Source organism: Actinomyces sp. (genome assembly GCF_030524025.1).
Taxonomy (GTDB): Bacteria; Actinomycetota; Actinomycetes; order Actinomycetales; family Actinomycetaceae; genus Actinomyces.
This window is the reverse complement of the sequence record NZ_JAUNHI010000003.1, coordinates 1-12,896: the sequence shown is the minus strand read 5'-3', so window position 1 is coordinate 12,896 and position 12,896 is coordinate 1. Positions and strand designations below refer to the sequence as shown.

Genomic DNA, 12,896 nt, shown 5'->3' with positions numbered 1-12,896 from the left:
CACGGCAACGACCCACGACCCAGCGACGGCCCCGCCGGACTCGTCCGCCCCACAAGGGCGCTCGGCGGCGGGGCGGAATCCAGCCGCTCATCCCGAGGAGGGAACGGATGACCACCGATCTCGCAGCACCCGCGACGACGCAGGAGCCCACCGGCCGCGACGCGTGGGAGGACTTCGCCGAAGGCCCCTGGACCGAGCAGGTCGACGTGCGCGACTTCATCCAGCGCAACTACACCCCGTACGAGGGGGATGCCTCCTTCCTCGCCGGCGCCACGGCCAAGACCCTGCGCCTGTGGGACACCCTTGAGCGCGACTACCTCTCCGCCGAGCGCAAGGTCCGCATCCTTGACGTCGACACCGACACCCCGGCGGACATCGACGCCTTCGCCCCGGGCTACATCAGTGAGGACGACGACGTCATCGTCGGCCTGCAGACCGACTCCCCGCTCAAGCGGGCCATGATGCCCAACGGCGGCTGGCGGATGGTGGAGACCGCGATCAAGGAGGCAGGCAAGGAGGTCAATCCCGAGGTCAAGCGGATCTTCACCCAGTACCGCAAGACGCACAACGACGCGGTCTTCGACATCTACACCCCGCGCATTCGTGCCGCCCGGTCCTCCCACATCATCACCGGCCTGCCCGATGCCTACGGCCGGGGCCGCATCATCGGCGATTACCGGCGGGTGGCCCTCTACGGCGTCGACCGCCTCATCGCCGACAAGCAGCGGGCCAAGGACGCGGTGGCCGACCAGCCCTTCTCCGAGCACTGGGCGCGCTACCGCGAGGAGCACTCCGAGCAGATCAAGGCGCTCAAGAAGCTCAAGAACATGGCCGCCTCCTATGGTCATGACATCTCCGGTCCGGCGACCACGGCCCACGAGGCCGTCCAGTGGACGTACTTCGCCTACCTCGCCTCGGTCAAGTCCCAGGACGGTGCCGCCATGAGCATCGGGCGCCTGTCGGGCTTCCTGGACATCTACGTCGAGCGCGACCTGCGTGCGGGGCGCATCGACGAGACCGGGGCCCAGGAGCTCATCGACAACCTCGTCATGAAGCTGCGGATCACCCGCTTCCTGCGCACCATCGACTACGACCAGATCTTCTCCGGGGACCCCTACTGGGCGACCTGGTCGGACGCCGGCTTCGGTGAGGACGGCCGCCCCCTGGTCACCAAGACCTCCTTCCGGCTGCTCCAGACCTTGCGCAACCTGGGCCCCGCCCCCGAGCCGAACATCACGATCTTCTGGGACGAGTCCTTGCCCGCGGGCTACAAGGACTTCTGCGCCCTCATCTCCATCGAGACCTCCTCGATCCAGTACGAGGCCGACGAGCAGATCCGCGCCCACTGGGGCGACGACGCCGCCATCGCCTGCTGCGTGTCCCCGATGCGCGTGGGCAAGCAGATGCAGTTCTTCGGGGCGCGCGTCAACGCCGCCAAGGCGCTGCTCTACGCCATCAACGGCGGGCGCGACGAGATGACCGGCAAGCAGGTCGTCACCGGCCTGCCCGGCATCGAGGGCGACGGCCCCCTCGACTTCGACGAGGTGTGGGACAAGTACGAGAAGATGCTCGACTGGGTGGTGGCCACCTACGTCGAGGCCCTCAACATCATCCACTACTGCCACGACCGCTACGCCTACGAGTCCATTGAGATGGCACTGCACGACTCGGAGATCATCCGCACGATGGGCTGCGGCATCGCCGGGCTGTCGATCGTCACTGACTCCCTGGCCGCCATCAAGTACGCCACGGTCACCCCGGTGCGCGACGAGACCGGCCTCGTCGTCGACTACCTGACCAAGGGGGACTTCCCGGTCTACGGCAACGACGACGACCGCGCCGACGACATCGCCGCCACGGTCGTCCACACGGTCATGTCCAAGATCAAGGCCCAGCCCTTCTACCGCGACGCGATCCCGACCCAGTCGGTGCTCACCATCACCTCCAACGTCGTCTACGGCAAGGCGACCGGCTCCTTCCCTTCGGGCCACCGCGCCGGCACCCCCTTCTCGCCCGGCGCCAACCCGGAGAACGGCATGGACACCCACGGGATGGTGGCCTCCATGCTCTCGGTGGGCAAACTCGACTACACCGACGCCCTCGACGGCATCTCGCTGACCAACACGATCACCCCGCAGGGCCTGGGGCGCACGATCGAGGAGCGCGTGGCCAACCTCGTGGGCATTCTCGACGCCGGCTTCGTCCCCGAGGACGACCCCGAGGCCTGAGCGGCGGCAGCGCGCCCGCCGCCACGACCTGACCGCACGACACCAGCACGACACACGTACAACACAGGAAAGGGGCCGACATGCCCACTTACGAAGAGCGCCTCGCCTCGATGAAGGCCCAGCGACAGGACAATGGCGGAGTCAAGGGCCTGTACCACGCCAACATCAACGTCCTGGACCGCCACACGCTCGAGGACGCGATGGAGAACCCGGAGAACTACCCGAACCTGACCGTGCGGGTCTCGGGCTATGCGGTCAACTTCGTCAAGCTGACGCGTGAGCAGCAGCTCGACGTGCTCAACCGCACCTTCCACGCCCAGGCCTGAGCCGGCTCGGCGGGTCGCTGTCATGGAGGGCGCATCCCCGCTGGCCGCGGGCGGCCGGGACCAGGACTTCCTGGCCCCGGCCGCCCGTCTGCGCGGCGCGGGCATCGGCGGCCTCGAGCAGCTGAGCGACCTCGAGCGCTCCGAGCGCCTGGTCCGGATGCGCGAGGGGACCCTGGGCTCCATCCACTCCTGGGAGCTCGTCACGGCGGTCGACGGACCCGGCACCCGGATGACCGTCTTCTTCAACGGCTGCCCCCTGCGCTGCCTGTACTGCCACAACCCCGACACCTTCCTCATGCGGGACGGCGAACCGGTCGAGGCCGACGAGCTGCTGCGCCGCATGCGGCGCTACCGCCGGGTCTTCCGGGCCTCCCGGGGCGGCATCACCCTGTCGGGCGGCGAGGTCCTCATGCAGCCCGCCTTCGCGGCCCGGCTCCTGGCCGGCGCCAAGGAGATGGGCATCCACACCTGCCTGGACACCTCGGGCTACCTCGGCGCCAACGCCAGTGACGAGATGCTCGACGACGTCGACCTCGTGCTCCTGGACGTCAAAAGCGGTGACGAGCAGACCTACGCCCACGTCACCGGGCGCGAGCTCGCCCCCACGATCGCCTTCGGCGACCGCCTGGCCGCCAAGGGGATCGAGATCTGGGCCCGCTTTGTGCTCGTCCCGGGGCTGACCGACGACCCCGCCAACGTCGAGCGGGTCGCACGCATCGTCGAGCGCTGGTCCTCGGCCGTCAGCCGGGTCGAGGTCCTGCCCTTCCACCAGATGGGCACCGACAAGTGGGACGCGCTCGGGCTGAACTACCGGCTGCGTGCCACCCGGCCGCCCGAGCCCGAGCTCGTCGAGGCCACCCGCGCAATCTTCCGCGCCCACGGCCTGACGGTCCACTGACGGGCACTGACCGGCACCGACGGGCCTCGCTCAGGCCCCGGCGGCCAGCGCCTGGGACAGCCGCGGTGCCGCCTGCTCGATCTGCCATGGCCGGGCGTCGAGGTCCTCCAGGCGTGCCGCGAGGGCGTCGGTGCTGATGTCGGCGCGCCCCCGGGCGCTGCGCTCCTCGCCGATCTGCCAGGCGAGGTGGCGCTGGGTGTCGGGCGCCAGCAGCAGCTCCTGGGGCACGCGGATCTCCTCGGCGCGCTCGCGCACCGTCAGGCGCACGACCTCGAGTGCCTCGGCGGCCTGGGCGTGGTGGCGCGCCCACGACCGCGGTCGGGGCAGCTCGCCGTCGGGCAGCGGGGCGTGCAGCGGGGGCAGCTCGTCCTCGGGCAGGGCCATCGCCCGCTCCAGGGCGCGCCACCACACCTCCATGTGCTGGCGCGTCTGCCGGGAGGAGAACTCCTTGAGGGCGGCCAGCTTGCGCCGTGAGGCTGGCCGCGCGACGGCGGCCGCGACCAGGGCGTGGTGGGGCAGGATCTTGGACGGGCTGCGGTCCATCTCGATGGCCAACTGCTCCCGGGCGGTCCACAGCTCGCGCAGGACCGCCAGGGAGCGCCGTGAGCGCACGGCGTGCCCGGCCCGCGGGGTCTTGCGCCACGGATCGATCTTGACAGGGCGCGGCGGCCGGGTCCGCACGAACTCGAACTCCTGGGCCGCCCACTCCGACTTGCCCGCGGCGGTCAGCTCCTCGCCCAGCGCCTCGCGCAGGGGCACGAGGAGCTCGACGTCGAGGGCGGCGTAAACCAGCCAGGACTCGGGCAGGGGGCGGACCGACCAGTCGGCCGCGGCGTGGTCCTTGGCCAGGCGCAGCCCGAGGGTCTCCTCGGCCACGGCGCCCAGGCCGACATGGGTCCGGCCCAGCAGACGGGCCGCCAGCTCGGTGTCGAACAGGGCCGTGGGGCGCAGGCCCAGCTCGGCCAGGCACGGCAGGTCCTGGTCCGCGGCATGGAGCACCCATTCCGGACCGTTGAGGACCCCGGCCAGCTCGCCGAGATCGCCGGCGGTCACGGGGTCGATGAGCACGGTGCCCGCCCCGTGGCGGCGGAGCTGGATGAGGTAGGCGTCTTGCCCGTAGCGGAAGCCCGAGGCCCGCTCGGCGTCGACCGCCACAGGCCCGCTGCCTGCCTTGAGGGCGGCCACGGCCGTGCTCACGGCCTGCGGGGAGTTGGTGACCGGGGGCAGCCCGTCGACGGGAGTGCGGTAGTCGCGGACCATCTCGGCTGGGACCGGCCGGTCGGTTGTTCCCAGAACCCGCCCGGGTTCCGGGGTGGTGGGCCTCACCCGTCCCTCACTGGTTCGCGGTGGCCAGGCTCAGCGGTGTGGCGCTGAGCGGCTCGTGGCCCGCGGCGATGTGGATGAGTGCGTACCAGGCCTCGAGGTGGGGCATGAGATCGGGGGTCGTGGGCGTCCAAGAGGCGCGTATCTCGGCGTGCGTGCAGGAGTCGGTCAGCTCGAGCCCGCCGAAGGTCTCAGACATGACAGAGGTCACTGTGCCCACCAGCGCATGATAACCGGCGCCGGCCTCCTCGAGTGCCTCGGTGAGCCATGACCAGGCGGCGCTGCCGAGCAGGGGATCGGTCCCGATCTCCTGGTCGAGGCGGGCGCGGGCCATGACCACGATCCTGAAGTCGCCGTCCCAGGCGTCCTGCCCGTCGGGGTCGTGGAGGAGGACGAGGCGTCCCGAGGCGATGGGCGTGCCGGACTCGCTGTCGGTGGTCTCGGCTGTCAGGGCCGCCGCATAGGGCGCCAGGCGTTTGGGGGCGGGGACCTCGTCGAGGATGAGGCGGCGCGGCCTAGGGGTGTCCCTGATGGACAGCAGCGCCTCCTCGAACCGTGGCGGGAGACCGGGCGTCGACTCGTGCGATGAGCCCGTGGTGGAGATGAACGTCACCGGATCAGGCTACCGGCGCCCCGACCGGCGATGAGGACAGGCACGCCGAACATGGCGACGTCGTGTTCGCATTGTTGCTCAGGTCGTACCACTGCCCTGTGTCAAGCCCTGTGTCAGGCCCGCTGTCCGGACTGCGGTCCGGGTGACCCGACCCACCGTGGCTCCACAGGTAAGGTGACAGCGGACTGGGTTAGGGTGAGCCGACCGCTGGGACCGCGATATGACGACGGCGGGGACGAGGCTAGAAGGAGCGACTTACGCATGACCACTGCGCCCGACCCGGCAGCCGCGCCGGACCTGACCCCTGTCCTGCTGGGAGGCGACATCGGTGTCTACGCGCTGGCCCGTTGCTTCCACGAGGCATACGCCGTGCGCTCGACCGTCATCGCCCCGGCTCCCACGGAAGTCATCACGCGCTCGCGCGTTGTCGACGCCGTCGCACTGGGCGTGGCCTCCAGCCCTCGGGACTACGTCGACGCCGCCCTGGCGGTGGCTCGCCGTGACCCCGGGGCCAAACGCATCCTGCTGGCCAACACCGACTGGCACATCAAGGTCATCAACGACCACCGCGAGGAGCTTGCCGAGCACTACGCCCTGCCGGTGGTCGATGCCGCGGTGGCGGCGCGCGTGAGCGACAAGGTGGAGTTCGCCAGGATCTGTGCCGAGCTCGGCGTCGACACACCGCGCACCGTCGTCCAGGACTTCTCGACCGCCGACGAGCCGGGCTGGCGCCCGGCCGAGGTCGGCGCCCTCGGCTTCCCCCTCATCGCCAAGCCGGCCGTCTCCAGCCAGTACAACGACCTGGTCATGGAGGACAAGAGGAAGGTCTTCATCCTGCCCGACGCCGCCGAGGCGGACCGGCTGTGGGCCAGACTGCGTGCAGCCGGCTTCCGCGGCGCCTTCCTGGCCCAGGAGCTCATCGGTGGTGACGACACCGCCATGCGGTCCCTGACCGCCTATGTCGACTCCACCGGGACGGTGAGCCTGACCGGCTCGGCGCGGGTCCTGCTGGAGGACCACGCGCCCACGATGCTGGGCAACCCGGTGGCCATGATCACCGAGCCCTTCGACGAGCTCGTCTCCCAGGCCGCCAGGCTGTTGGAGCACGTGGGTTACCAGGGTTTCGCCAACTTCGACATCAAGGTCGACCCCCGGGACGGACGGGCGCTGTTCCTCGAGGTCAACCCGCGCATCGGGCGCAACTGCTACTACATGGCTGCGGCAGGACTCAACCCGGCCCGCACCGCGGTGCGCGACCTCGTCCTGGGGCGGCCCGACGCCCCCGCCCGGCTGGAGGAGGAGATCCTCTACTCCCTCGTGCCCCACCGCCTCCTTCTGCGCTACCTGCGTGACGAGGCGCTCAGCGCACGGGTCCGCGGGCTGGTGCGCGCGGGCGCCACCGCCAACCCGTTGCGCTACCGGGCCGACCGCAGCCTGAGGCGGCAGCTGGTCGTGACCGCCCAGGAGGTCAACCAGTACCGCAAGTTCGCCCGCTACTATCCGGAGCCGACCGACTCCTCCTTCTGAGCCGCCCGGCCCGGCCCGCACGACACGACTCCCGGGAGCGACCTATGACCACTGAGAGCACTGAGAGCACTGAAAGCGCTGAAAGCACGGAGAGCCTCGAGACCTCCGACGCCCCCGACCACACTTCACAGACCGCCGAGCGTCTCGCGGCCCCAGACGCCGCGGCGACGCCCCGGAGCGGGACGATGCGCCGGGTCGACTGGGAGACCTTCCGTCAGATCGCCGTCGAGGCAGGGGTGACCCTGCCGATCGAGCAGACAAGTGCCTGGGACGCCTTCGACGCGGCGATGGAGGGGCGGGAGCCCTGGGGGAGGGTGGTCTACCACGGCGCCGACGGCGCCCCGCGCGCCCTGGTCGCGCTCAGCCGTATGGAGGTGCGCGGCCTGCGCTACCTGTGGGCCCGCCACGCCCCGGTGTGGCTGGGCGGCGCCCCCACCGCCGCCGAGGAGGCCGAGCTGCGCGAGCTGCTCGTGGCCGGCGTGCGCCACCACGACCGCAGCATTGTCTTTGTGCGCCTGCACGCCGAGCACCGGGCCGAGGGCTTCCACGAGCTACTCCAGACGATGACCTACGACCGCACCGTGGTCATCGACCTCGACCTGCCCGATGACGAGGCGGTGCTCGCCTCCTTCAAGTCACGCGGTCGGCGTGACGTGCGCAAGGCCCTGCGCAACGACGAGCTGACCTACCACGATGAGACCGAGCGCGCCGAGGAGGTCTTCGACGAGCTCTACGACATCCTCACCGAGACCGGGGAGCGCGACGGCTTCCGCGCCGCCACCCAGGAGACCTACCTGACGATGCTGCGCTCCCTGGGCCCACAGCACGCCCGCCTCTACGTCGCGCGTCGGCGCGGCGAGGAGGCGCTCGTGTGGTCCTTGGTCACGGTCTGGGGGGACCAGGCGCTGCGCTACTACGCGGGGTCCTCGGCCGAGGGGCGCAGGATGCGCGCCGCCGACGCCCTCGTGTACAAGGAGGCCTGCTGGCTGCGCGCCGAGGGGGTGCGCCACTACGACCTCATGGGTGTGGACTCCGACCGGGTCCCCGAGCTGGCCGGGGTGCGGGAGTTCAAGAACAAGTTCGTCACCGACGGTCCGGTCGAGGTCCCGGGCGCCTGGGACGTGCCCGTGCGTCCGCGGGTCTACGCGGCCATGGTGGCGGCACTGGAGGCCAAGCACCGGGTGCAGGCCACCGTGGGCTCCCTCCAGGAGCGGGCCGGTCGCCTCCGGGGCGCGGTCGAGGACTGAGGACGCTCAGGAGCTCCGCCGTAGGGCGAGCGTCTGCCCGGCCGTCAGGACGTCCTGGCGGTCCGGGTGCCAGGACGCCAGCAGCTGCGAGGAACCCGGTGGCGAACCCGGTGGCACTGTCCCGTCCACGTCCTCGAGCACGTGGGTCAGCCCGGAAGTCACGGAGGTCAGCACGGAGGTCACAGACTCCTCCTGGCGCCCCAGGTTGACCGCGACGACGAGCCGGCCACCCGGTCCGGGCAGGCCGATCTCGACGACGAGGACCTCTCCGAGGTCCCGGGCGCGGGGCCATGAGACGCCCGGTCCGCCCAGCCCGAGGCGGTGGCGCAGGGCGATCAGCTCGCGGTACCAGGCGAGCATGCGCCGGTGCCCGGCCATGTCGGTCTCCGACCAGTCCAGGACCGACAGCGCCCGGGTCTGCGGGTCCTGGGGGTCCGGGATCTGCTCGGCGTCCCAGCCGAAGTCGGCGAACTCCCTGCGCCGCCCGTCACGGACCGTCGCAGCCAGGTCGGCCTCGGGGTGGTCGGTGAAGAACCGGAAGGGGCTGCGCGTGCCCCACTCCTCGCCCATGAAGAGCATGGGGGTGTAGGGGCTCAGAAGCACGAGGGCGGCCTCGGCGGCGAGCACGTCGTCGTCGAGGGCGGCCGACGGCCGGTCGCCCAGGGCGCGGTTGCCCACCTGGTCGTGGTTGGAGCCGAAGACGACGAAGCGCCGCGGGTCGGTGCCCGCGGGCACCGGCGCCCCCCAACTGCGCCCACGGAAGGAGGACCATGTGCCGGCGTGGAGGAAGGCGCCCTCGGTGGTCGTGGCCCACGCCCCCCGTTCGGCGAAGTCGGCGTAGTAGCCCTGGGACTCTCCGGTGAGGCGGGCGTGCAGGGCGTGGTGGACGTCGTCGGCCCACTGGGCGGTCATGCCCAGGGGGGCGGCCGCCGCCGGCGGGCGCTGGTCGGTGGGGGTGATCACCCCCACGTCGTTGAGGTCGGACTCGGCGACGAGGGACAGTGGCCGGCCCAGCTCGACGCGGAGCGCGGCCACCGCGTCGGACAGCTCGGCCAGCACGTGGCGGGGGGAGTCGTCGACGATCTCGTGAATGGCGTCCAGGCGCAGGGCATCGAGGTGGAAGTCGCGCAGCCAGCGCAGCGCCGCGTCGATGACGTAGGCGCGCACTTGGGCCGAGCCCTCCTGGTCGTAGTTGACCGCCTCGCCCCACGGCGTGGTGTGGGCGTCGGTGAAGTACGGGCCGAAGACCCCCAGGTAGTTGCCCGAGGGACCCAGGTGGTTGTAGACGACGTCGAGGCACACCCCGATCCCGTGGTGGTGGGCGGCGTCGACGAAGCGGGCCAGGGCCTCGGGGCCGCCGTAGGCCTCGTGGACCGCCCACAGGCTCACGCCGTCATACCCCCATCCGGCGGCGCCGGGGACCGGGGCGAGCGGCATGAGCTCGACGATGTCGACACCCAGGTCCCTGAGGTGGCCCAGACGCTGGGCGGCGGCGTCCAGCGTCCCGGCGGGGGTGAAAGTGCCCACGTGCAGCTCGTAGATGACCGCGCCGAGCAGGTCGCGGCCCGGCCACTGCGCGTCCGTCCACAGCCCGTGGTCCCAGGCCGAGGTGTCGAGGGTCCGTGAGGCGCCGTGGACCCCGTAGGGCTGTCGGGGGCTGCGCGGGTCGGGGCGGTCGGCCAGGTCGTCATTGAGGCGGAAGGCGTAGTCGGTCCCCGGCTCCAGCGCCTTCGGGCTGACCCACCAGCCCCCCGGCCGGGGCTCCATGTCGATCAGCTCGTCGTTGCCGGGCAGGTGGAGGGTGAGCCGTTGTGCCCGGGGCGCCCACACGGGGACCTGGGGCCCGGGCGGCAGGGCGGGGGAGTGCCAGGGGGCGGGGTGGGGCGCCGCGTTCATCGGCCTGTCTCCTCGGTGGTGGGGGAGTCTTCGGGGCGGGCGAGCACAACCACCGGCGCGTCACCGACGACCTCGGACAGCAGCCTGGCGCCGCCGTCGAGGCGGCGGTCGGACAGCACGTCGACCCACTGGCCCTCGGGAAGCACGACGCTCTCCTCACGCCAGCCGCCCAGCTGCTCAAGGCGTCGCGGCAGCCTCCGGGCGATGACGACCACCTCGGGCCGCTCGTCGAGCAGGCGGGCGAAGGCGAAGGCGAAGGAGGTGGTCACCGGCACCGCCCGGTAGCCCGAGCGCGGGCCGACGAAGACCTCCGGGAGCCGGGCGCGCAGCCGCGCCAGCCGAGAGGTCAGCACGAGCTTGTCCTCGTCGAGGTCGGCCGGGGCGCGGCCGGCGGCCAGCTCGGCCAGGCGGCCGCTCAGGCCGTGAGGGCCCTCGTAGTCGACAGGCCGCCGGTTGTCGGGATCGACCAGAGAGGTGCGTGTGGTCTCCGTGCCCTGGTAGATGTCGGCCACGCCCAGCCAGGTCATGGCCAGGGCCTTGCCGACCAGCACCGTCGTGCGCACGGCCCTGGCCGTCAGGGCGGCGAAGGCCTCCATGTCGGAGACGACCTGCGGGTCGGACAGAAGAAGGGCGGCATAGTCCTGGAGGGCCTGCTCCCGGGCGGTGTCCGGTTCGGTCCAGGTCGTCCAGGTCTTCTGCTCCCGGGAGGCCTTGACCAGGTAGGAGCCCAGGCGCTCGGCGCTCATCGGGTCGGCGGAGTCGGGCGCCCACGTGCCCCACAGGGTCTGCCACAGCAGGTTCTCGGTGCGCCCGTCGAGGTCGACCGGCCGGGCGGCCGCGGTGGCCGCCCGCAGGCGGTGGACGAGATCGACCCACTCCTGGGCGTAGGACGACAGGACGTCGAGGCGGGCGCGCACGTCCTCACCGCGCTTGGTGTCGTGGGTGGTGGTCGTCACCATCGTTGTGGGCCAGGCGTCTTGGACCCTGTCGGCCCAGGCGTGGGCCTCGTCGGCGCTCAGGGCGAAACCGGCGGGGTTGCCGCCGACCTCGGTCAGGCTCGTCAGGTGCGTCCAGCGGTAGAAGGCCGTGTCCTCCACGCCCTTGGCCGTCACGGCCCCGCAGACCTGCTGGAAGCGGATGACCGCCTCGGCCCGCTCGGCCGAGTCGGCCAGCCCCTCGGAGCCCACCGCCTCGCCCAGCAGGATCGCCACGACCAGGTCGAGGGTCTCGTGCTGGTCGTCCTCCAGCCGCAGGCGGGCCCGCTCGGCGTCGGCGCGCAGGACCGCCTCCTGCTCGGGCTCCGGGGTGTGCCCGGGCACGACGTAGGCGCGGTAGCGCTCGGCGGCCACGAGCAGCTCGACGAGGCAGGCCCGCAGGTCCTTGAAGGTGTGGTCGCGCAGGCGCACGTCCCGGGAGATGAGCGCCTCGACCAGGCGTGCCAGGCGGTCGACCTCCGCGGCCAGGGAGCCCGCGATGACCTCCCGCTTGGCGTGCTCGACGACGCGCTCGTACTCCACCGGCCCCTCGCCGGTCAGCTCGTGGAGGAGGGCGCCCAGCGGTGCGGCGCCCGCGGGGTCCACCTGGAGCTGGTCGATGCGCCAGGCGGCGTCGTAGCCGGTGGTTCCCGCCACGTGCCAGCTGACCGGCAGGGGCTCATCGGGGGCGAGGATCTTCTCGGCCGCGATCCAGGCGCCCCCAGTGGCCTGCGACAGGCGGTTGAGGTACCCGCCGGGGTCGGCCAGGCCGTCGGGGTGGTCCACCCGCAGGGCGTCGACCACCCCCGTGCCCAGCAGGTCGAGGACCAGGGCGTGCGAGCCGCGGAAGACCTCTGGGTCCTCGACCCGGATGGCCGCCAGCGTGCCGACGTCGAAGAAGCGCCGGTAGTTGATCTCCTCATCGCCGACCTTCCAGTAGGCCAGGCGGTAGTGCTGGCGCTCGACGAGCACGTGCATGGGCAGAGACTCGGTGCCCTCGGCCACCGGGAAGACGTGGTCGAAGTAGCGCAGCACCCACTGCTCGCCCCGCTCGGGCTCGGTGGGCACGACCATCCGGTCCAGGACGAGCTCCTCATCGGCCAGGACCTTGCCGATGCGTCGGCCCAGGACCGGCATGAGGATGGGCTCGTCCAGGGCGACGTCGAACCACTCGGCGTAGGGCGAGCGCGGGCCGTCGCGCAGGACCGACCACAGCTGGAGGTTGTGCCAGCCGGGGGTGGGCACGGCCATGTGGTTGGGCACGATGTCGACCACGATGCCCATGCCCGCCTCGTGCGCGGCGGCGGCCAGCTCCTCCAGGGCGGCGCGCCCGCCCATGACCTGGGAGACCGCGGTGTGGTCGACGACGTCATAGCCGTGGGTGGAACCGGGGGCGGCGGCCAGCACAGGGGACAGGTACAGGTCGGTCACGCCCAGGTCGGAGAGGTAGGGCAGGAGGGCCCGGGCCCCCTCGAATGTCATGTCCCGGCCCATCTGGAGCCGGTAGGTGGTCACGGGGGTGCGGCGGCCCGGGGCCGGGACGTGGCTGGTCCACGGGGCGTAGACGGACTCGTCAGGGGTCGGGCTCGAAGCGCTGGTGGAACGGGGCACGGCTCTGCTCTCGTCGTGGGCTTGCCCGGTGCCGGATGCCTGTGCCCGGCACCGGGGTGTTGGTCAGGTGTTCGATGTGGTCGGCTGCTCAGGGGCGGCGGGGGCAGGAGACCCCGCGACAGGGGCCGCCGGGGCCGCAGGCTCCGAGGCAGGAGGCGCCGCGACCTCGACCGGAGCCGCGGACGCCATGGGGCCGGCGGGTCCGCAGGCTCCGGTGGGCCCGGTGCGCTCTGCCGCCGGGGCCGCCGGGGCC

Annotated in this window: 9 protein-coding genes; 5 read left to right on the top strand and 4 right to left on the bottom strand. The window is 71.9% G+C overall.

Features of this window, described 5'->3' with window-relative positions; genetic code table 11:
* Positions 1 to 107: 107 nt before the first annotated feature.
* From Q4C85_RS02105 to pflA, 3 genes are all read left to right on the top strand, one after another.
* On the top strand, positions 108 to 2,228 hold the full coding sequence (locus tag Q4C85_RS02105) for a pyruvate formate lyase family protein (protein WP_303139088.1): 2,121 nt from the start codon (positions 108 to 110) through the stop codon (positions 2,226 to 2,228).
* Positions 2,229 to 2,308: 80 nt separating this feature from the next.
* Positions 2,309 to 2,554 carry an autonomous glycyl radical cofactor GrcA2 gene (grcA2, locus tag Q4C85_RS02100; RefSeq protein WP_303139086.1) on the top strand — a complete coding sequence of 82 codons (246 nt, stop codon included), beginning with the start codon at positions 2,309 to 2,311 and terminating at the stop codon, positions 2,552 to 2,554.
* Between the two features lie 22 nt (positions 2,555 to 2,576).
* Positions 2,577 to 3,452 (top strand): pyruvate formate-lyase-activating protein, encoded by an 876-nt coding sequence (gene pflA, locus Q4C85_RS02095; RefSeq protein WP_303139084.1) that lies wholly within the window; start codon positions 2,577 to 2,579, stop codon positions 3,450 to 3,452.
* Between the two features lie 30 nt (positions 3,453 to 3,482).
* Here pflA and Q4C85_RS02090 read toward each other — a convergent pair whose 3' ends face one another.
* Together Q4C85_RS02090 and Q4C85_RS02085 are read right to left on the bottom strand one after the other, a co-directional pair.
* Positions 3,483 to 4,712 (bottom strand): HRDC domain-containing protein, encoded by a 1,230-nt coding sequence (locus tag Q4C85_RS02090; protein WP_303139082.1) that lies wholly within the window; start codon positions 4,710 to 4,712, stop codon positions 3,483 to 3,485.
* A gap of 73 nt (positions 4,713 to 4,785) precedes the next feature.
* Positions 4,786 to 5,388 (bottom strand): DUF3000 domain-containing protein, encoded by a 603-nt coding sequence (locus Q4C85_RS02085; RefSeq protein WP_303139081.1) that lies wholly within the window; start codon positions 5,386 to 5,388, stop codon positions 4,786 to 4,788.
* Between the two features lie 261 nt (positions 5,389 to 5,649).
* Between Q4C85_RS02085 and Q4C85_RS02080 the strand changes: the two genes are divergently transcribed.
* Together Q4C85_RS02080 and Q4C85_RS02075 are read left to right on the top strand one after the other, a co-directional pair.
* Positions 5,650 to 6,915, top strand: a complete 1,266-nt coding sequence (locus tag Q4C85_RS02080; protein WP_303139079.1) for a carboxylate--amine ligase — start codon at positions 5,650 to 5,652, stop codon at positions 6,913 to 6,915.
* 44 nt (positions 6,916 to 6,959) lie between these two features.
* Positions 6,960 to 8,162, top strand: a complete 1,203-nt coding sequence (locus Q4C85_RS02075; protein ID WP_303139077.1) for a GNAT family N-acetyltransferase — start codon at positions 6,960 to 6,962, stop codon at positions 8,160 to 8,162.
* Positions 8,163 to 8,168: 6 nt separating this feature from the next.
* Here Q4C85_RS02075 and treZ read toward each other — a convergent pair whose 3' ends face one another.
* Together treZ and treY are read right to left on the bottom strand one after the other, a co-directional pair.
* Positions 8,169 to 10,058: a malto-oligosyltrehalose trehalohydrolase gene (gene treZ / locus Q4C85_RS02070; protein ID WP_303139075.1), complete on the bottom strand. Its 1,890-nt coding sequence runs from the start codon at positions 10,056 to 10,058 to the stop codon at positions 8,169 to 8,171.
* Positions 10,055 to 12,643, bottom strand: a complete 2,589-nt coding sequence (gene treY, locus Q4C85_RS02065) for a malto-oligosyltrehalose synthase (RefSeq protein WP_303139073.1) — start codon at positions 12,641 to 12,643, stop codon at positions 10,055 to 10,057. Before treY ends, treZ begins: the two co-directional genes overlap by 4 nt.
* Positions 12,644 to 12,896 lie beyond the last annotated feature (253 nt).

Bases quoted from the DNA above. Each gene is read 5' to 3' on its own strand.
- treZ (WP_303139075.1), bottom strand. From the start codon at position 10,058: ATGAACGCGGCGCCCCACCCCGCCCCCTGGCACTCCCCCGCCCTGCCG.
- pflA (WP_303139084.1), top strand. From the start codon at position 2,577: ATGGAGGGCGCATCCCCGCTGGCCGCGGGCGGCCGGGACCAGGACTTC.
- Q4C85_RS02075 (WP_303139077.1), top strand. From the start codon at position 6,960: ATGACCACTGAGAGCACTGAGAGCACTGAAAGCGCTGAAAGCACGGAG.
- Q4C85_RS02080 (WP_303139079.1), top strand. From the start codon at position 5,650: ATGACCACTGCGCCCGACCCGGCAGCCGCGCCGGACCTGACCCCTGTC.
- Q4C85_RS02090 (WP_303139082.1), bottom strand. From the start codon at position 4,712: ATGGTCCGCGACTACCGCACTCCCGTCGACGGGCTGCCCCCGGTCACC.
- grcA2 (WP_303139086.1), top strand. From the start codon at position 2,309: ATGCCCACTTACGAAGAGCGCCTCGCCTCGATGAAGGCCCAGCGACAG.
- Q4C85_RS02105 (WP_303139088.1), top strand. From the start codon at position 108: ATGACCACCGATCTCGCAGCACCCGCGACGACGCAGGAGCCCACCGGC.